Source organism: Colwellia ponticola, assembly GCF_005885605.1.
GTDB lineage: Bacteria > Pseudomonadota > Gammaproteobacteria > Enterobacterales > Alteromonadaceae > Colwellia > Colwellia ponticola.
The window spans coordinates 24,116-42,797 of the sequence record NZ_SZVP01000007.1 but is presented as its reverse complement, the minus strand read 5'-3'; the positions used below and the strand labels follow the sequence as shown (position 1 = coordinate 42,797).

Sequence of the window (18,682 nt, the reverse complement as noted above, 5' to 3'; positions counted from 1 at the left end):
AAACTCTTAATTTTTAAGGGTAATAATTTAATATAACACAGCTCATGGAATGTAAAATATGTTAAAGAAAAGTCGTTTAGCTCTCATTATTACGGCAACATTAGCCGCGTATAATGTGACAGCAGAAGTATATACCGTTGATAAAGTGGTGGTTTCAGCAACGCGTAGTAACCAAGCGATTGAAAATACTGCCGCAGCGGTTGTGGTAATTTCCGATGAAACTATCGAAAAAAATATAACGCGTAATATTGATGAATTATTTTCTTATACACCGGGCGTTGATATACAGAGCGATTCAAGACAAGGCGTGCAAAGTGTTAATATTCGAGGCCTACAAGGCAATAGAATAAAAATAGTCGTTGATGGCGTATCGCAGGCCAATCAATTTGAAAATAATTATTCATTTATTAACTCAGGACGCGTTGATGTTGATGTAGATATGCTTAAGTCTGTTGAGGTGGTTAAAGGCGCTTCATCGTCTTTACAAGGCAGTGATGCCATTGGCGGTGTTGTTTCCTTCCAAACGAAAGATCCTATTGATTTTCTCTCTAAAGATAATGACTTTGGCGGTCACTTAAAACTCTCTTACTCTTCAGCAGACAGCCAGTTTAAAGAATCTATTGCCTTAGCGCAGCGTTTAGGTAAATTAGAAACATTATTGGCTTACACCCGACAAGACGCAGAAGAGGTTGATAATTTTGGTGTTGTTGAAGATCAAAACAGTGACGCAAACAATATTTTAGCTAAGCTACAATATCAGTTAACTGAACAACATCGTATCGAGTTTACTGGTGAGTATGTCAATAGCGCTATTAACACTCACTTTGATAATGCTCTCTATAGTAATTACCTTGGCGATGACACCAGCGATAGAGTCCGTTTAGGTATTAAACATATTTGGCTTTACGATGCTGAGTTTGCCGATACTATCACTTGGCAGATTGACTACCTTGATAAAGAGCAAAACAGCATTACCGAGCGTACTTTTCTCTCCTCGGGTAATGAACAAACTAAAAACTATAATTATCGCGATAAAGGTTGGCAAGGCCATATACAGTTAGACAAAGTATTGATGTTAGCTGATATCGAGCATTTCCTTGTTTATGGCGCCACATTCTCAACAAAAGATATTGAAAATATTAATAATGAATATAACTCGGTAGGTAATGATCAACAGATATTTTATATGCCAGCAGCCAGTGAGCTTCGTTATGGCTTATTTATACAAGATGAAATATCAACAGGTAACTTAGTTATTACACCGGGCATACGTTTTGATTCATTTGCTACCGATCCAGATAGTAACTTCCCCAGTGATGGTAGTTACGACCAAAGCTTATATAAAGACTATTCAGATTCAGCAATAACGGGGCGTTTAGGTGCTTTGTATAGTTTAAATGAACAAAATAAAGTGTTTTCCCAAATTAGCCAAGGCTTTAGAGCCCCAGACTTTCAACAGTTGTTTTACTCATTTGGCAATCCAATGCACGGCTATGAAAGCATTCCTAACCCAGATTTAAAAGCAGAGGATAGTACTTCCTATGAACTGGGTTGGCGCCATAATGTTAACGGATCCTTCACTGAATTATCATTTTTTATCAGTGATTACGATAACTTTATTGAATATCAACAGGTCGGGATAAGTGATAGCGGCTTATATCAATCTCAATATATGAATATTGATGAAGCAACAATAAAAGGCGTTGAAATTGCTAACACCCTAGATTGGTTCCAAGCGTTTGGTATTGCCCAAGGTATATCTACCCGTATTGCCGCTAACTATACTGAAGGTGAAGATGGAGACGGTAATGCTTTAAACTCTGTAAATCCTTGGAATGCCGTCTTAGGCATAAACTACGATGCTTTATCCGGTCATTGGGGCGCTGGTGTGAAAATAAAATATATCGCCGCTAAAAAAGCCAGTGATATTACCCCTGGCCAAGACTTTATGGGTCAACCTATGGATGCTTTTGCACCTGATAGCGCGCTTATTGTTGATGTAAATGCTTATTATACGCCAGTAAAAAACCTTACCTTACGGGTAGGATTATTTAACTTAACCGATGAAGAGTATTATAACTGGAGTGATGTTAGTGCTATTGAAGCTGAAGATAGCTATTACACACAAGCAAAAAGAAATGTTGGCGTAACGGTAAAATACGACTTTTAAAGTAAATAAAGATAAAAACCAGCTTATTTAAGCTGGTTTTTTTATGTCTTTTTTATCAGTAATTTTAGTGAGTGATTTAATTTATTTTAGCTAAAATATCTTCAAGTTTAGCTAAGTTTTCATAAGAGATAACTAGCTTACCTTTACCTTTACTATTATGGCTAATAGCAACTTTAGCGCCAATTTTATCGGCTAACGCTTGTTCCATATCGATTGTTTCTATCGTTTTTTCAACTTTTTCTTTTTCAGCCATTGGGTTTTGAATTTTTTTAATTAAACTTTCAGTGGCTCTTACGGTTAGCTCTTTACTGGCTACGGTTTGCGCTGCTGACGTTTGTATATCACCCTCTAATGCTAATAAAGCACGAGCATGACCCATTTCAATATCGCCATTTTCTAATAAGGTTTTTACTGCTGTATTAAGCTTATTTAAACGTAGTAAGTTACTGACCGCGGTACGTGATTTACCCACAGCAATAGCGACTTCTTGATGGGTTAACTCAAATTCAGTTAATAAACGTTCTAATGCCACCGCTTCTTCCATGGCATTAAGATCTTCTCGTTGAATATTTTCAATAAGTGCTATGGCAACCGCTGACTCATCAGGAACATTTTTAACTAAACACGGTACAAGATCAATTTGTGCTAATTTAGCCGCGCGCCAACGACGTTCACCGGCAATTATTTCATAATTACCATCAGCAATTAGACGTACAACAATGGGTTGAATAATGCCTTGTGACTGAATAGACAATGATAGCTCTTCAAGACCTGCATCTGACATACCACGGCGTGGTTGATATTTACCAGGTCTTAACTGATTAATAGGCAGCTTTAGTAATTCATTATCGGTGGACTGTTCCAGATTACTGGCCTGGCTAGTTTCTGCTTCATCGTCTACCGGTGGCGTTGCTGGAGATAAAAGCGCATCAAGCCCACGACCTAAACGACTAGCGCCTTTACGTTTTGCTGTATTCATAATTTTACTGTACTCATAGCTTTCCTTTACGCTAGCTGACAACACTGTCCGTAGCTTGCTTGGCTTTTTTAGCCGAATCATTTTTACGTAATACTTCACCCGCAAGCGCTAAATAAGCTTTAGCCCCTGTCGATGATTTATCGTAATACATTACTGGCGTACCAAAACTTGGTGCTTCAGCTAAACGCACATTACGAGGAATAACACTGCGATAAACCTTATCGCCAAAATGTCGTTTAAGTTGCTCTGATACATCATTCGCTAAGCGATTGCGGGGATCATACATAGTGCGCAGTATGCCTTCAATATGCAATTTATCATTAACGACAGAGGTTAGCTTGGTGATAGTGTCCATCAACGCGGTTAAGCCCTCTAAGGCGTAATATTCACACTGCATTGGTACAAGTACTGAATCAGCTGCGGTCATAGCGTTAACGGTAAGCATATTCAATGATGGTGGGCAGTCAATTATGATAAAGTCATAAAAGTCTTTTACTGGTGCTAACGCTCTTTTTAAGCGTTGTTCACGAGCAAAAACTTCGATTAACTTAATCTCTGCCGCGGTCACATCAGCGTTAGCTGAAATTAAGTGATAAAGACCTGACGTTTCTTTAACAACCACGTCTTCAACACTTTGCTCTTCAATTAGTAACTCATAACAAGTTGCATGAACTTGGTATTTGTCAACACCACTAGCCATGGTGGCATTACCTTGAGGATCTAAGTCGATTAATAAAACTTTACGTTTTGTTGCCGCCAATGAGGCAGCTAAATTAACCGCAGTAGTGGTTTTACCCACACCACCTTTTTGGTTTGCAATTGCTATTATTTTTCCCACAAGCGCCTCTATTATTATGTTATTGCTTTTTTAGCACTAAGACGTGGCGTTCACCAACTAACTCCGGCACGATAATTTCATGACTATCTACTAAGGTAATATTTTCAGGTAATTGTAAGATTTCATCCTGAGGGTATCGCCCTTTAAGTGCAAAAAAGAGTCCTTGCTCGGTGGTAATTAAATGCTGACACCAGCTTATCATATCATTAAGGGAAGAAAAGGCTCGACTTAAGACGCCATCAAAAGGATGTTCTCCTTGATACTCTTCAACTCTTGCTTTTACTGGAGTAACGTTAGTCAGTTTCAATTGAAAAACAACTTGCCTAAGAAAAGTAATTCGCTTACCTAAGCTGTCGAGTAAAACAAAGTTTCTTTCTGGGTATAAAATAGCTAGTGGTATGCCTGGTAATCCAGGGCCAGTGCCAACATCAATAAAGTTTTCACCTATCAAAACTTCGCCTACCATTAAACTGTCCATAATATGCTTGATAAGCATTTCGCTAGGATCACGAACAGAGGTCAGGTTGTAAGCTTTATTCCATTTATTGAGTAATTCAACGTATTGAATAAGTAGATCGATTTGTTCTTGAGATACGACCAGCGACGTTTTGCTAATCAGTGTTGATAATTGCTGTGATAAAGTCATTTTTTTTAGACCAGCTACGCATTACTAATTTCATTAATAGAACATTAATAAGTAATGCGCAACTCGCCCCTAGCTATGCTTTTACGCTAATTTACGTAAAAGACCATGTTTTTTTAAGTAGACCAATAATAACGAAATTGCAGCAGGAGTAATACCAGAAATTCGCGAAGCTTTACCAATAGTTTCAGGACGAGCATCTTTTAACTTAGCGACCACTTCATTAGATAGACCTGAAATTTGCTGATAGTCAAACTCAACTGGAATGAGTGTATCTTCATTACGTTTTTTCTTTGCTATTTCATCAAGCTGTCGGTCAATATAACCAGCGTATTTGGTTTGGATCTCAATTTGCTCGGCGGCTTGTTTATCGTGTATTGCTGGTCCTAAACCTTCAATCTTCATTAGATCGGTATAATTGACCTCTGGACGACGAATTAAGTCTTCTAAATTAGCTTCTTTGCTCATTGGCGTTTTCAGTAACACATTAACTTGCTCTATTTTAGTATGATCCTTTTGCACCCAAGTTGATCGTAAACGTTGACGTTCAAGCTCAATATTTTCCATCTTCTCATTAAATCGCTGCCAACGAGCATCATCAACTAAACCAATGTGACGACCTTGCTCAGTTAAACGAATATCCGCGTTATCTTCACGAAGCAATAAACGATACTCAGCGCGAGAAGTAAACATGCGGTAAGGTTCTTTAGTACCTAAAGTAGCTAAATCGTCAATTAACACGCCCATGTATGCTTGATCGCGACCAAGAATGAATTCGTCTCGTTCTTTTACTCTATTGGCTGCGTTAGCGCCAGCAATAAGCCCTTGAGCTCCGGCTTCTTCATAACCGGTAGTACCATTAATTTGACCCGCAAAGTATAGATTACTAACAAATTTACTTTCTAAAGTTTGTTTTAAATCACGGGGATCAAAATAATCATATTCAATAGCATAACCAGGACGAGTAATAAAGGCATTTTCAAAGCCTTTAATTGATCGTACTAAATTCATTTGTACGTCAAAAGGTAAACTCGTTGAAATACCATTGGGATAAATCTCATGGGTTGTTAAACCTTCAGGCTCAACAAATATTTGATGAGAGCTTTTATCTGCAAAGCGGGTAATTTTATCTTCAATAGACGGGCAGTATCTTGGGCCAACACCTTCAATTACACCTGAATACATAGGAGATCTGTCTAAGCCATCTCGAATATGTTGATGTGTTTTTTCGTTAGTGTGAGTGATATAACAAGACACTTGCTCTGGATGATCAGCTTGTGATCCCATAAAAGAAAATACAGGGCTTGGTGTATCACCTTTTTGTTCTTCCATTACTGAAAAGTCTAATGATCTTGCATCAAGTCTTGGTGGTGTGCCGGTTTTTAAACGATCCATTCTAAATGGCATATCTCGCATTTTAGCGGCTAAATTAATACTGGCAGGATCACCTGCTCGACCACCTTGGTAATTATTTAAACCAATGTGGATAAGCCCTGACAGAAAGGTACCTACGGTAAGCACTACCGATTTAGCTTTAAATTTAAGACCCATTTGCGTAGATACGCCAACAACACGATCGTTCTCAAGAATCAAGTCATCACAAGGTTGTTGGAAGATAGTTAAATTTTCTTGGTTTTCCAATGTATTGCGAACATAATTTCGATATAAAACTCGATCAGCTTGGGCACGTGTAGCTCTCACCGCTGGACCCTTGCTCGAATTTAAAGTTCTAAATTGAATTGCACTGTGATCAATGGCTGTTGCCATTAAGCCACCAAGGGCATCAATTTCCTTAACGAGGTGACCTTTGCCAATACCGCCAATGGCAGGGTTGCAAGACATTTGACCTAGGGTGTCAATGTTATGGGTTAACAATAAAGTTTTGCAGCCCATACGTGCTGCAGCAAGTGAGGCTTCGGTTCCCGCATGACCACCACCAACAACAATTACGTCATAAGACTCTTGATACCACATAAAATCACAATCCTGCTTGGTTAAAAAACTGATGAAAGTTTTTATTTAAAATATTTAAAACTGAACGGCAACGTTTGCACACTCAAAATTAGGGAACGTATTTTAGCGCTTTTTTCTCTTCAGGGATACGATCAAATTTGTAAAAATGATCTAGTGGATCCTTAATATATAAAAAGAGATCTTTAGAAAGATCTTATAGTTATTACTTATTAAGATCGATCATTTCTGTGGGTAAGTCACTTTTAATTATATATATCAACTACTAACAGTAATGTAAACCTTGTGATCAAACATTGATCAACACGCTTATAAGCTTTGATCAAAAGACCTACTTATCCACAACACGTTTAAAAAATATTTTAGTCAACTGAATAATAATAGTAAATTAACCTGTTACTAACTGTTTTATCCACAACGAAGGATTTATACCTTTATAACTGTGTGTAACTTATGGGTAAGTGATCGTGTTAGATCGAAAGTAGATCGATATTTACACTTAACCATTGTGGTGCAAGATCTTCTGGATCAATATCTTCAGACATATCAAAGGTCTTAATTGCTGTTAATTCAGTACAACCCTTTGATATTAATAGTTTTGATAGTTTCTTTGCGGCATAACAGAAAGTATCATAATTAGAATCACCGATCCCGATCATTAAAAAACTAACGGTGGATAGATCTTGTGCACAGTTAGTGAGATCATTAACAAATGGCTGAATATTATCAGGGTAGTCACCAGCACCATGTGTTGAGGTAAAAATGATCCAAACGGTTTTTTGGGGAGAATTTCTGTTGTTTTTTTCTACAATATTAGCAAGGGACGTATTAGTCATAATGGTATTAAGGTCAGGTTTTAAGTGAATATCAACCTTATAATCAAGATTTATTAGGGTCTCTTGACACGCTTCTGCAACATATTCTGTGCCACCAAGCATACTGCCAACAATGATTTGAACTGCATTCATAAAGGATCTCTTTTGTATTTATTGATTGGTATTTAGTCATATTTAGCTTTTTAAAAGGAGATTTTACTACGATTAATCCTTCTAATTGACATTGTATTACTAATCGTAGAGAAAGTAATAGCAGTTAAAGATAAGCTTTTTTTGATGGTTTTATTCGGGTATTAACAGAGTTACTTACTCAGTTATGGATTTAATCTTTAGCTAATTAAGCGCTGAATGAGCGCTGTTTATTGTTAGAAAGAGGGGATTGGTAAAGCAGTTAATGATGGGGTATTAATAATATATTTAAATAATCCCCCTATTTAGGGGGATTGATTGTGGTTAATAAGCGTTAACTATGAGGATATTTATCTATTTACCAATACAAAAAGAGCTAAAGATCTTACCTAATAAGTCATCACTGGTGAACTCACCAGTAATTTGGTCTAGCTCTTGCTGACAAATACGTAGTTCTTCCGCTAATATTTCACCAGCGACGAAAGACTCAAGTTGTTCTAAGCCAATGAGTAAGTGTTGGTGTGTCTTTTCTAACGCGACTAAATGACGTCTTCTGGCCATAAAGCCACCCTCGGTACTACCTTGGTAACCCATAATAGATTTTAAGTGCTCTTTTAGCGTATTAACCCCTGCGCCTGTTTTAGCTGATAAGGTAATAATAGCGTGTTGACTACCATCGGTATCAGTAAACTCACTGAAACCTGTTTTGGCATGAGTCACATCGGCTTTATTTCTAATCAGAGTTAAACCAATATTTTCAGGTAGCTTGGCAAAAAATTCAGGGTAATAATCTTTAATATTTTGTTCATCATCTAATACGCTATGCTCTGCACTGGCATCAACCATTAATAGTACCCGATCAGCATTATTAATTTCTTGCCAGGCGCGCTCGATACCTATTTTCTCCACCACATCATCACTATCTCGTAGGCCAGCAGTATCAATAATGTGTAATGGCATGCCATCAATATGAATTTGCTCTGCCAGTACATCACGCGTAGTACCAGCTATATCGGTTACTATGGCACTTTCTTTACCGCTTAAGGCATTGAGTAAGCTCGATTTACCGGCATTAGGTCTACCGGCTATTACTACGCGCATACCTTCACGAATAATACTACCTTGCTGTGCTTGCTTACGCACATCTTCAACTTTACTAATAATATTTTTTAAATCATTAACGACTTTTTTATCAGCGAGAAAATCAATTTCTTCTTCTGGAAAATCAATAGCAGCTTCAACATACATTCTCAGGTGAATAATGCTTTCTACCATCTCATTAACAAGTTTTGAAAAGTCGCCTTGTAAAGAGTGTAGGGCAGAGCGCGCAGCTTGCTCTGAGCTTGAGTTAATTAAATCAGCAATAGCTTCTGCTTGCGTTAAGTCGAGTTTATCATTTAAAAAGGCTTGCTCACTAAACTCGCCTGGTTTAGCCATAATAACCTTAGGTAGTGCAAGTATTGCTTTGAGTAGCATATCTAAAATGACCGGGCCACCGTGGCCCTGAAATTCAATAACATCTTCACCAGTAAATGAGTTAGGTGCTTTAAAATAGATGGCTATACCTTGATCGAGTATCTGTTTTTTATCTGTTGAGCTGCTATCTAAAAAAGGTAAGTATTCGGCTTTTCTTACTTCTGGTATTTTTCCTAAAATAGCGAGAGCAACATTTTTAGCTTCTGGGCCTGATACTCGGATAATACCAACGCCACCACGCCCTGGTGCGGTGGCTTGTGCGGCGATTGTTGTTGTTTGAGAAATTGATGTCATAGCTAGGTCATTAACTCTTAAGTGAAGATAGAAAAGTGTGCATAGGATTATTTTATACCAATCTCAATAACTTTGTGAGCATTTATACAGGTTAAAGCAAGTCACTAAGCTGTTATTCATTACGCCACTTTTTCAGTGCTGAAAGTAAAAAGGCGATTACTGATAAGTCAGTAATCGCCTTTAGTTAATTGTTTTACATTGTACTTGGATTAATTAAGCCGCTTTTGCTTCTTTTTGTTTAGCAATGCCAGCAAAAATAACTTTCATTTGTACAATTGACACTACGTTACTGATAAACCAGTAAAGTACTAAACCTGATGGGAACCATGCCATAAAGATTGAGAAAACCACTGGCATGTATTGCATTATCTTTTGCTGCATAGGGTCTTGAATTGTCATTGGCTGCATTTTTTGCATAACAAACATACTTATGCCCATTAATACTGGTAAGACAAAGTAAGGGTCCATTGCTGATAAATCTTGTATCCAAAATACAAATGGCGCGTGGCGTAGTTCTACACTTTCTAAGAATACCCAGTAAAGCGCTAAGAAAATTGGCATTTGCAGTATCAGTGGTAAACAACCACCAGCAGGATTTACTTTTTCTTTGCGGTACATTTCCATGGTTGCTTGTGACATTTTTTGTCTATCATCACCAAAGCGTTCTTTTAGTTGCGCCATTTTAGGTGCTAAGTCACGCATTTTAGCCATAGAAGTATATTGAACTTTAGTTAGCGGGTACATCACACCTTTAACAATTAAAGTGATGATAATAATAGCTACACCCCAGTTAATTACAAAGCTTTGAATGGTCAATAGTAACCAAAATAATGGTTGGCTAATCATCCATAAAAAACCGTAATCTATGGTTAAATCTAAGTTAGGTGCTATTTTCTCTAATACTTCTTGGTCTTTAGGACCGACGTAGAATATGGCAGAAGTAGAGCCTTGTTGACCAGCATCAATAATAACAGCAGGTGCTTTAAAACCAATAACGGCATCAAAATTATTACTATACGTTGTATAAATTTGGTTAGTGTCTTCAGCTTTTGGTACCCACGCAGAAACAAAGTAATGTTCAAGCATAGCAACCCAACCACCTGGAGTCGCTTTGGTTAAGTTAGCTTCTTTAATATCGTCAAAATCATATTTTTCGTAACGATCTTCACTAGTAGAGAATGCCGCACCACGATAGGTTGGTAACATGCCGCCACCAGTATCTACTACAGTTGACTGTTTAAGCTGACCGTACATTTGTACAGAAACACTGTTAGCAGTTTTGTTGTCAATTAAGTAATCAACATTAACGCGGTAACTATTTTTAGCAAAGCTAAAACGTTTAGTTACCGTCATACCACTGGCATCATTAAAAATTAAATCAATCACTAAGTTGTCATTGGTTAATTCATAATTACTTTGCGTAGTGGTATATATTGGGCGGCCTTTGATTATACGGTCAATACCGTTAGCACCTGTTAAGCCACTTTGCGCAATATATTTATGATTGCCGTTTTGCAATACTGTGTAAGGAATACCATTACCTTGCTCGGTATCGTAATGACGTAATTTAACGTCAACAATATCACCACCTTGACTATTAATTTTTAAAATTAATGTATCAGTAGTAACGGTTATTAACTTAGCAGAAGTATTAGTTGATTTTACTAAGCCTAGTTGAGCATCTGACGATTCAGGCACGAAGTCTGCACTGGCATTTTCAACTGACTGGCTTTGGCTAATACTTGTTTGCTCAGGAACGACGGCATTTTGTTGCTGCCATTGACTAAACAATAAGTAGGTAACAACCATAAGCGCAATAAAAAGTAGACTGCGTTGGGATTCCATAAAATTTACTTCTCTTCTTTGTTGGCTGAGGGAGTATTTCCCCAGCATTATTTAAATTTGATAAGTGCGTGGCATATTAATATAGGTTCGCTTGATAACCAACTATCTTTTAGTGGTGTTGGCTTATTTATTCTTTTTTATTGGTGGTACCGGGTCTTCGCCACCATCGTTGAAGGGATGACACCTTAATATACGTTTGCAGGCTAACCAACAGCCTTTTACTACACCAAAGCGACTTGTTGCTTCGATGGCATAGGTAGAACAAGTTGGCGTAAATCTACAATTAGAACCTAGTAACGGACTAATAAAACGCTGATAGCTTCTTATTAATGTTATGACTAGTTTTTGTGGCGCTGAATTATTTTTCGCCATATTTTTTCCAATTCTTGATTTATCATCTTGTTATCAAGCTGATCAATACCTGACTTCACCATTACGACTATATCAATAGCAGGTAAATTATTTTGATTTAAGCGAAAGCTTTCTCTGACTTGTCTTTTAATTCGATTGCGTTGAACAGCAAGTTTTACCCGTTTTTTAGCAACAGCTAAGCCTAAACGGTTTTTGGCAACAGAATTATGTTTATCAGAGACTAGGGTATGAGGTTTTTGTGTTACTAATAAAGTAAAGTGGCGAGAGCCAAAGCGGATAGGTTTGGAAAAAACCGCTTGAAAATGACCGGGAGTCAACAGACGTGACTCCCGGTTAAATTTATAAGTAGTCATAGTCAGACTACTCTATATCAAAAATTGTAAACAAAATTTGATACTATGCGCTAAGACGTGCACGGCCTTTGGCACGGCGGCGAGCTATAACTGCACGTCCGCTTTTAGTTGCCATACGAGCACGGAATCCGTGGTTACGCTTACGCTTTAATACGCTAGGTTGAAATGTTCTTTTCATTACGCTAATCCGTCGGTTGTTGTTGCCCTGGCAAAACAGCCTTTTGAGCACACAGGTCTAAAAAATGAGGCCGAATGTTAAAGCTTACTAGGGTAATTGTCAATCAATTATGCTAGCTATTTTTATAAAGATCCTTGCTTTTTATTAGATGATCAAAGTGATCTTTATTGATATCCCTAATGATATTCACAGTTTTACCACTTTAACGTTTTATTATCTTAATAACTAATTTGACTAAATGGTGGTTGCAGATAAAAATAACGGAAAAAAAATAGACTTTTTTTTACCGTATATATTAACTTTTATCTTTATTTTACAGGTGATTACTAGGTTTTAATTAAAAAACAATATTAATAATCAAAAGTCAATATTGCACTTGTGGATAACTCAATAGATAATAGCGTTCAGAAAAATAATAACCTAGTTACTACCGGAGTTTTGGTTGGATCATTCACCTTGGCAAAGATGCCTATCTGTTCTACAAGAAGAGTTGCCTGCTCAGCAATTTAGTATGTGGATCCGACCGCTGCAATGCGTCATTAATGATAATGTTATGACACTATATGCACCTAATCGCTTTGTTTTAGACTGGGTTAGAGATAAATATGTCAATCGAATAAATGAACTGTTAACAATTAACGAACCGAGTAATTCATTATTACTTCGCTTTGATGTGGGTAGTAAACCGATCATTGACAATAATGTTGCTAATAACTCGATAGCAAAAAATACTACTGGGAACGAGTCTCTTTTTACCAAGACAAATTCTGCTCCAAAAGCGACAGAGCCTGAGAGTAATATTCCTAAAAAAACCAACGTTAGACAAAACTATACTTTTGATAATTTTGTTGAAGGTAAATCTAACCAGCTAGCTCGCGCTGCAGCATCGCAAGTAGCCGATAACCCTGGTACAGCTTATAATCCATTATTTATTTATGGCGGCACTGGTTTAGGTAAAACGCATTTATTACATGCGGTTGGCAACGGTATTTTACTGAACAAACCTAATGCTAAAATTGCTTACATGCATTCAGAGCGATTTGTACAAGATATGGTTAGAGCGTTACAAAATAACGCCATGGAAAAGTTTAAACAATACTATCGTAGTGTTGATGCTTTACTGATTGATGATATTCAATTTTTTGCAGGTAAAGAACGAACTCAAGAAGAATTCTTCCATACATTTAATGCATTACTTGAAGGTAATCAACAGGTTATATTAACTAGTGATCGCTACCCTAAAGAAATTAATGGCGTAGATGACCGATTAAAATCTCGTTTTGGTTGGGGATTAACCTTAGCAATAGAGCCACCTGAGCTTGAAACACGTGTCGCAATATTAAAACGTAAAGCAGAAGAAAGTCAGATTAACTTAGCGGATGAAGTCGCTTTTTTTATTGCTAAACGCCTTCGTTCTAATGTTCGAGAGTTAGAAGGGGCCTTAAATCGTGTAATTGCTAATGCTAATTTTACAGGTCGTGCGATTACTATTGATTTTGTTCGCGAAGCATTACGTGATTTACTCGCCTTACAAGATAAGCTGGTTACTATCGATAATATTCAACGCACAGTCGCAGAATACTATAAAATTAAAATAGCAGACTTGTTATCAAAACGACGAAATCGCTCTGTTGCTCGTCCTCGTCAAATAGCGATGGCACTATCAAAAGAGCTGACGAATCATAGTTTACCTGAAATTGGCGATGCTTTTGGTGGCCGAGATCACACAACGGTTTTACATGCCTGTCGTAAAGTGAAATCTTTGCGCGAAGAAACACATGATATTAAAGAAGATTATTCAAATTTAATCAGAACCCTCTCATCTTAATTTAAAAATAATAACAAAAAGTATTTAAGCAGGTACCAAAATGAAGTTTTCACTTAACAGGGAATTATTACTTAAACCATTGCTATTGGTTTCTGGCGCAGTAGAGCGTAAAAGTACTTTGCCGATATTAAGTAATATTCTTTTTAAGGTCAGTGGGCAGTCACTTACTTTAATAGCAACTGATTTAGAACTTGAAATGGTTGCTTATGCTGAAATTCAGAACCAAGGTGAAGACGGAAGCATTACTATTCCGGCACGAAAACTATTAGATATATGTAAAAGCTTACCCGAAAACTCACTGATTACTTTCGAGGTTATTGATGAGTCTATTAAATTATCATCGGGTCGAAGTAAATATTCACTATCTACTTTACCTGCTGTTGATTTTCCAAACATTGAAGAGTGGCAAGGTGATGTTGAATTTCAATTACTAAAATCTGAATTTTTACGTTTGATTGAAAGCACACATTTTTCAATGGCGAATCAAGATGTACGTTATTATTTAAATGGTATGTCTATTGAAAGTGAAGGTAACGAAATTCGTTCAGTAGCCACCGATGGGCATCGCTTAGCTATTTGTAAAATATCAAATGAATCTTTAGCCTTACCGGCAAGACAAGTCATTGTGCCACGTAAAGGCATATTAGAAATTATTAGACTGCTTGCTCCTGTTGATGAACAAGTGCAAATATTGTTAGGGGCTAATCATATTCGCATTATCGATAATGAATTTTCTTTTACCAGTAAATTAGTTGATGGTCGTTTCCCTGATTATCGTCGTGTATTACCTCGCAACGGCGACAAGGTTTTTGAAACCAATAAAGACGCACTTCGTCAGGTATTATCACGCGCTTCTATTTTATCGAATGAAAAATTCAAAGGTGTACGTTTAAATTTTTCAGCAACTAATTTGAAGATTACAGCTAATAACCCAGAACAAGAGCAAGCAGAAGAAGAAATTGAAATTCACTTTCCTTATGGCGATTTAGAAATTGGTTTTAATGTTAGTTATGTACTTGATGTATTAAGCGCTATTAAAGACGAAAATGTAAAATTTACCTTAGCGGATGCAAACAGTAGTGTGGTTATTGAAGGCTGTAACAATGGCGAAGCGCTATATGTTGTTATGCCAATGCGCTTATAACTAATATATTAATAGGTATGTGTTTAACTGATGAGTGTTGCTAGGCTTACTACCTATAATTTTAGGAATTTATCATCCACTGCTATTGATTTACATCCCAACCTTAATTTTTTTGTTGGTAATAATGGCAGTGGTAAAAGTAGTTTACTGGAAGCTATATTTTTTCTTGGTCATGGTAAATCCTTTCGCACCAGTAAAGTGGATAATATTGCTAGTTACGACACGGATAATTTTGTTGTCAGTATTAAAGATATAAATGATTTACAGCTAGGTTTGAGTAAACATTTAAAAACAGGCGTCACACTCATTAAAATTAATGGTGAACGTCATACTCGTTTATCAGAATTGGCTAAAAATATAGCAGTACAGATTGTCACTCCAGAAAGCTTTAAATTGTTTTTTGGTGGACCCAAAGAGCGTCGTCGCTTTGTCGAGTTAGGTATGTTTCACGTGAAACATGATGCAACCAATCAAGGGCGTGAATTTAACAGAGTGTTAAAACAGCGTAATGCTTGTATAAGACATCACTTAGATAAAGCAACGCTGGACTATTGGACCACACTTTTCTGTCAACTTTCAGAAGAAATTGCTGAAGTAAGATCACGTTATATAATAGACTTGATTACAGAATTACCCTTTTGGTTATCGATATTATTACCTGATATTGCAGATAAGGTTACCGTACAATATTTACAGGGGTGGCCACAGAAAAAAAAATTGAGGGATGCATTGCTTGATGCCTCTGAAAGAGAGCAGGCTTTTGGTTATAGTATTTATGGCGCACATAGATTTGATGTGAAATTTCTTATAGCCAAACAAGCATTAGAAAGCCAACTGTCAAGAGGACAGCAAAAGTTGTTTTTACTGGCGTTAACATTTGCACAAGCTAAGTTAATTGCAAGCGTTAATCGAGTAAAACCAATTTTACTTATTGATGACATAGGGGCTGAATTAGATATTTATTCTAGACAGTCACTAGCAACAGCAATAAGTCATTTGGATTGCCAAGTTGTTATCACGGCAATAGAAGAAGGTGTATTACAACCTTTTATTAATGACATTACCGTCACTAATAATGAGACTAGTGATAAAGCAAAATATCATATGTTTCACGTGAAACATGGTGGTATATTACCTGTGAATAATTCAGTAATGATTGATTAGGCTAAAAACTATGACAGTAGAAAATGAATATGGCTCGTCCAGTATTAAAGTATTAAAAGGACTTGATGCAGTACGAAAAAGACCTGGTATGTATATAGGTGACACGGATGATGGCACTGGTTTACATCATATGGTTTTTGAGGTTCTAGATAACTCAATCGATGAAGCATTAGCAGGACACTGTTCTGATATTATCGTGACTATCCACTTAGATGGTTCAGTATCCGTACAAGATAATGGACGTGGTATTCCTACTGAAATTCACGAAGAAGAAGGTATTTCTGCTGCTGAAGTTATCATGACCGTTTTACATGCCGGTGGTAAGTTCGGTGGAGAAGACTCTGGTTATAAAGTTTCTGGTGGTTTACACGGTGTTGGTGTTTCTGTCGTTAATGCGTTAAGTGAAAAGCTTAAATTGAACATCCGCCGTAATGGTAAATTATTTGAACAATTTTATCATTCGGGTGTTTCACAAGCACCTTTAGCTGAAGTAGGTGTTAGTGATAAAACGGGGACCGAAGTTCGATTCTGGCCAAGTAAAGAAACGTTCACTGATATTTTATTTCACTATGAAATATTAGTTAAAAGAATTCGAGAACTATCATTTTTGAATTCAGGGATTTCAATTAGATTAATTGATGAACGTGAAGAAGGTAAAGAAGATCACTTCCATTATGATGGTGGTATTCAAGCTTTTGTTGATTATTTAAATACTAATAAAACACCCGTTAATCAAGAAATTTTCTATTTCGATCTAGCGCGTGAAGACGGTATTATCGTTGAAGTTGCTATGCAGTGGAATGATGGCTTTCAAGAGAATATTTATTGTTTTACCAATAATATCCCACAGCGCGATGGTGGTACCCACTTAAGTGGCTTTAGAACAGCATTAACTCGAACGCTTAACTCTTACATGGTTAAAGAAGGGTTAAACAAAACTAAGAAAGGTGGTTCTACTGAAACAAGTGCTACTGGAGATGATGCTCGTGAAGGTTTAACCGCCGTTATTTCTGTGAAAGTACCTGATCCTAAATTCTCATCACAAACAAAAGATAAGCTTGTTTCATCAGAAGTAAAAACCGCTGTTGAACAGGCTATGGGTGAAAAATTAGGTGAATACCTATTAGAAAACCCAGCAATTGCCCGTACTATTATTATGAAAATAGTCGATGCAGCAAGAGCACGTGAAGCCGCTCGTAAGGCACGTGAAATGACTCGCCGTAAAGGCGTTTTAGATATTGCTGGTTTACCGGGTAAATTAGCTGATTGTCAGGAAAAAGATCCTGCCTTATCTGAAATTTATATTGTGGAAGGGGACTCTGCTGGTGGTTCAGCCAAGCAGGGACGTAATCGTAAAAACCAAGCTATATTACCACTTAAAGGTAAAATTCTTAACGTAGAAAAAGCACGTTTTGATAAAATGATATCGTCACAAGAAGTGGGTACTTTAATTACCGCGTTAGGTTGTGGTATTGGACGAGATGAATATAATCCTGAAAAGCTACGTTACCACAGTATCATTATTATGACCGATGCCGACGTCGATGGTTCACATATCCGTACCTTACTACTGACATTTTTCTACCGTCAAATGCCAGAAATAATGGAACGAGGACATATTTTTATTGCGCAACCACCACTTTATAAAGTGAAAAAAGGTAAGCAAGAAAGGTACATTAAAGATGACGAAGGCTTAACTGAGTATTTAACAACACTTGCATTAGATAGCGCTTCTATTTATGTTAATGAAGATGCTCCAGCAATTACAGGTGCTGCGTTAGAGCAGTTAGTCAATCAATACCGTAATACCATGGATATCATTAAGCGCTTATCTAGACAGATACCTGCTGATATTGTTGAAAAAATGGTATACAGCAGCCCTATAAGCTCACAAGACTTTACTGATGAAAGCAAAGTGAATGCTTGGGCTAAAAATCTAATTACTCAACTTGAAAATCAAGATGGTAATGGTTCAATTTATAAGATTGAAGTGAAATATAACTCAGAGCGTAATATTTACTTCCCTAACTTTATCGTAAGAAAACACGGTATTGATAAAGAGTACCATTGTAGTTATGAGTTTATAGAGTCAAAAGAGTTTGCCGAAATTATGGCATTAAACACCGCTATTAATGATTTAATGGAAGAAGGTGCTTATGTTCAACGTGGTGAAAAAGTTAACCCAGTTAATACCTTTGAAGATGCCTTAGAGTGGTTAATGGCTGAATCGAAACGTGGACAGTATATACAGCGTTATAAAGGGTTAGGTGAAATGAACCCAGAACAGCTTTGGGAAACGACTATGGATCCTGAAACGCGACGTATGCTACAAGTAACCATTGAAGATGCTATTGCAGCGGATCAATTGTTTACTACCTTGATGGGCGATCATGTTGAACCACGTAGAAAGTTCATTGAAGATAATGCCTTAAAAGTTTCAAACCTTGATATATAGTTATCAG

The 18,682-nt window shown here is 37.0% G+C and carries 15 protein-coding genes; 5 read left to right on the top strand and 10 right to left on the bottom strand.

The annotated features are described in order from the left end of the window. Positions 1 to 58: 58 nt before the first annotated feature. On the top strand, positions 59 to 2,170 hold the full coding sequence (locus FCS21_RS09100) for a TonB-dependent hemoglobin/transferrin/lactoferrin family receptor (protein ID WP_138622612.1): 2,112 nt from the start codon (positions 59 to 61) through the stop codon (positions 2,168 to 2,170). Between the two features lie 76 nt (positions 2,171 to 2,246). On the opposite strand, the gene FCS21_RS09095 is transcribed toward FCS21_RS09100, so the two are convergent. From FCS21_RS09095 to rpmH, 10 genes are all read right to left on the bottom strand, one after another. Next, the gene (locus tag FCS21_RS09095) at positions 2,247 to 3,149 is read right to left on the bottom strand and encodes a ParB/RepB/Spo0J family partition protein (protein ID WP_138622610.1); all 903 of its coding nucleotides are present in this window, start codon (positions 3,147 to 3,149) and stop codon (positions 2,247 to 2,249) included. Positions 3,150 to 3,180: 31 nt separating this feature from the next. Next, positions 3,181 to 3,987 carry a ParA family protein gene (locus FCS21_RS09090; RefSeq protein ID WP_138622608.1) on the bottom strand — a complete coding sequence of 269 codons (807 nt, stop codon included), beginning with the start codon at positions 3,985 to 3,987 and terminating at the stop codon, positions 3,181 to 3,183. Positions 3,988 to 4,006: 19 nt separating this feature from the next. Beyond that, the gene (gene rsmG / locus FCS21_RS09085; protein WP_138622606.1) at positions 4,007 to 4,633 is read right to left on the bottom strand and encodes a 16S rRNA (guanine(527)-N(7))-methyltransferase RsmG; all 627 of its coding nucleotides are present in this window, start codon (positions 4,631 to 4,633) and stop codon (positions 4,007 to 4,009) included. Between the two features lie 81 nt (positions 4,634 to 4,714). Continuing rightward, positions 4,715 to 6,604 (bottom strand): tRNA uridine-5-carboxymethylaminomethyl(34) synthesis enzyme MnmG, encoded by a 1,890-nt coding sequence (gene mnmG / locus FCS21_RS09080; RefSeq protein ID WP_138622604.1) that lies wholly within the window; start codon positions 6,602 to 6,604, stop codon positions 4,715 to 4,717. A gap of 467 nt (positions 6,605 to 7,071) precedes the next feature. After that, positions 7,072 to 7,569, bottom strand: coding sequence for a flavodoxin domain-containing protein (locus tag FCS21_RS09075; protein WP_138622602.1), 498 nt, complete (start codon positions 7,567 to 7,569; stop codon positions 7,072 to 7,074). Positions 7,570 to 7,920: 351 nt separating this feature from the next. Continuing rightward, positions 7,921 to 9,336, bottom strand: a complete 1,416-nt coding sequence (gene mnmE, locus FCS21_RS09070) for a tRNA uridine-5-carboxymethylaminomethyl(34) synthesis GTPase MnmE (RefSeq protein WP_138622600.1) — start codon at positions 9,334 to 9,336, stop codon at positions 7,921 to 7,923. A 213-nt stretch (positions 9,337 to 9,549) separates the two neighbouring features. Next, positions 9,550 to 11,181, bottom strand: coding sequence for a membrane protein insertase YidC (gene yidC / locus FCS21_RS09065; protein WP_138622598.1), 1,632 nt, complete (start codon positions 11,179 to 11,181; stop codon positions 9,550 to 9,552). Between the two features lie 123 nt (positions 11,182 to 11,304). Then, on the bottom strand, positions 11,305 to 11,553 hold the full coding sequence (gene yidD, locus FCS21_RS09060; RefSeq protein ID WP_138622596.1) for a membrane protein insertion efficiency factor YidD: 249 nt from the start codon (positions 11,551 to 11,553) through the stop codon (positions 11,305 to 11,307). Continuing rightward, positions 11,520 to 11,906, bottom strand: a complete 387-nt coding sequence (gene rnpA / locus FCS21_RS09055) for a ribonuclease P protein component (RefSeq protein WP_138622594.1) — start codon at positions 11,904 to 11,906, stop codon at positions 11,520 to 11,522. The genes yidD and rnpA overlap by 34 nt, the downstream gene beginning before the upstream one ends. A gap of 43 nt (positions 11,907 to 11,949) precedes the next feature. Then, the gene (gene rpmH / locus FCS21_RS09050) at positions 11,950 to 12,084 is read right to left on the bottom strand and encodes a 50S ribosomal protein L34 (protein WP_138622592.1); all 135 of its coding nucleotides are present in this window, start codon (positions 12,082 to 12,084) and stop codon (positions 11,950 to 11,952) included. A 442-nt stretch (positions 12,085 to 12,526) separates the two neighbouring features. Between rpmH and dnaA the strand changes: the two genes are divergently transcribed. The 4 genes from dnaA to gyrB are packed head-to-tail and all read left to right on the top strand — an operon-like array spanning position 12,527 to position 18,675. Then, positions 12,527 to 13,912: a chromosomal replication initiator protein DnaA gene (gene dnaA / locus FCS21_RS09045; protein WP_138622591.1), complete on the top strand. Its 1,386-nt coding sequence runs from the start codon at positions 12,527 to 12,529 to the stop codon at positions 13,910 to 13,912. A gap of 40 nt (positions 13,913 to 13,952) precedes the next feature. Then, on the top strand, positions 13,953 to 15,056 hold the full coding sequence (dnaN, locus tag FCS21_RS09040; RefSeq protein ID WP_138622589.1) for a DNA polymerase III subunit beta: 1,104 nt from the start codon (positions 13,953 to 13,955) through the stop codon (positions 15,054 to 15,056). Positions 15,057 to 15,086: 30 nt separating this feature from the next. Next, on the top strand, positions 15,087 to 16,220 hold the full coding sequence (recF, locus tag FCS21_RS09035) for a DNA replication/repair protein RecF (RefSeq protein ID WP_138622586.1): 1,134 nt from the start codon (positions 15,087 to 15,089) through the stop codon (positions 16,218 to 16,220). 10 nt (positions 16,221 to 16,230) lie between these two features. Beyond that, the gene (gyrB, locus tag FCS21_RS09030; protein WP_138622584.1) at positions 16,231 to 18,675 is read left to right on the top strand and encodes a DNA topoisomerase (ATP-hydrolyzing) subunit B; all 2,445 of its coding nucleotides are present in this window, start codon (positions 16,231 to 16,233) and stop codon (positions 18,673 to 18,675) included. Positions 18,676 to 18,682: the final 7 nt, after the last annotated feature.

Coding starts and splice junctions, on each gene's coding strand:
- rsmG (WP_138622606.1), bottom strand. CDS start 4,633: ATGACTTTATCACAGCAATTATCAACACTGATTAGCAAAACGTCGCTG.
- FCS21_RS09100 (WP_138622612.1), top strand. CDS start 59: ATGTTAAAGAAAAGTCGTTTAGCTCTCATTATTACGGCAACATTAGCC.
- yidC (WP_138622598.1), bottom strand. CDS start 11,181: ATGGAATCCCAACGCAGTCTACTTTTTATTGCGCTTATGGTTGTTACC.
- mnmG (WP_138622604.1), bottom strand. CDS start 6,604: ATGTGGTATCAAGAGTCTTATGACGTAATTGTTGTTGGTGGTGGTCAT.
- recF (WP_138622586.1), top strand. CDS start 15,087: ATGAGTGTTGCTAGGCTTACTACCTATAATTTTAGGAATTTATCATCC.
- dnaN (WP_138622589.1), top strand. CDS start 13,953: ATGAAGTTTTCACTTAACAGGGAATTATTACTTAAACCATTGCTATTG.
- yidD (WP_138622596.1), bottom strand. CDS start 11,553: ATGGCGAAAAATAATTCAGCGCCACAAAAACTAGTCATAACATTAATA.
- FCS21_RS09075 (WP_138622602.1), bottom strand. CDS start 7,569: ATGAATGCAGTTCAAATCATTGTTGGCAGTATGCTTGGTGGCACAGAA.
- rnpA (WP_138622594.1), bottom strand. CDS start 11,906: ATGACTACTTATAAATTTAACCGGGAGTCACGTCTGTTGACTCCCGGT.
- mnmE (WP_138622600.1), bottom strand. CDS start 9,336: ATGACATCAATTTCTCAAACAACAACAATCGCCGCACAAGCCACCGCA.
- FCS21_RS09095 (WP_138622610.1), bottom strand. CDS start 3,149: ATGAATACAGCAAAACGTAAAGGCGCTAGTCGTTTAGGTCGTGGGCTT.
- rpmH (WP_138622592.1), bottom strand. CDS start 12,084: ATGAAAAGAACATTTCAACCTAGCGTATTAAAGCGTAAGCGTAACCAC.
- gyrB (WP_138622584.1), top strand. CDS start 16,231: ATGACAGTAGAAAATGAATATGGCTCGTCCAGTATTAAAGTATTAAAA.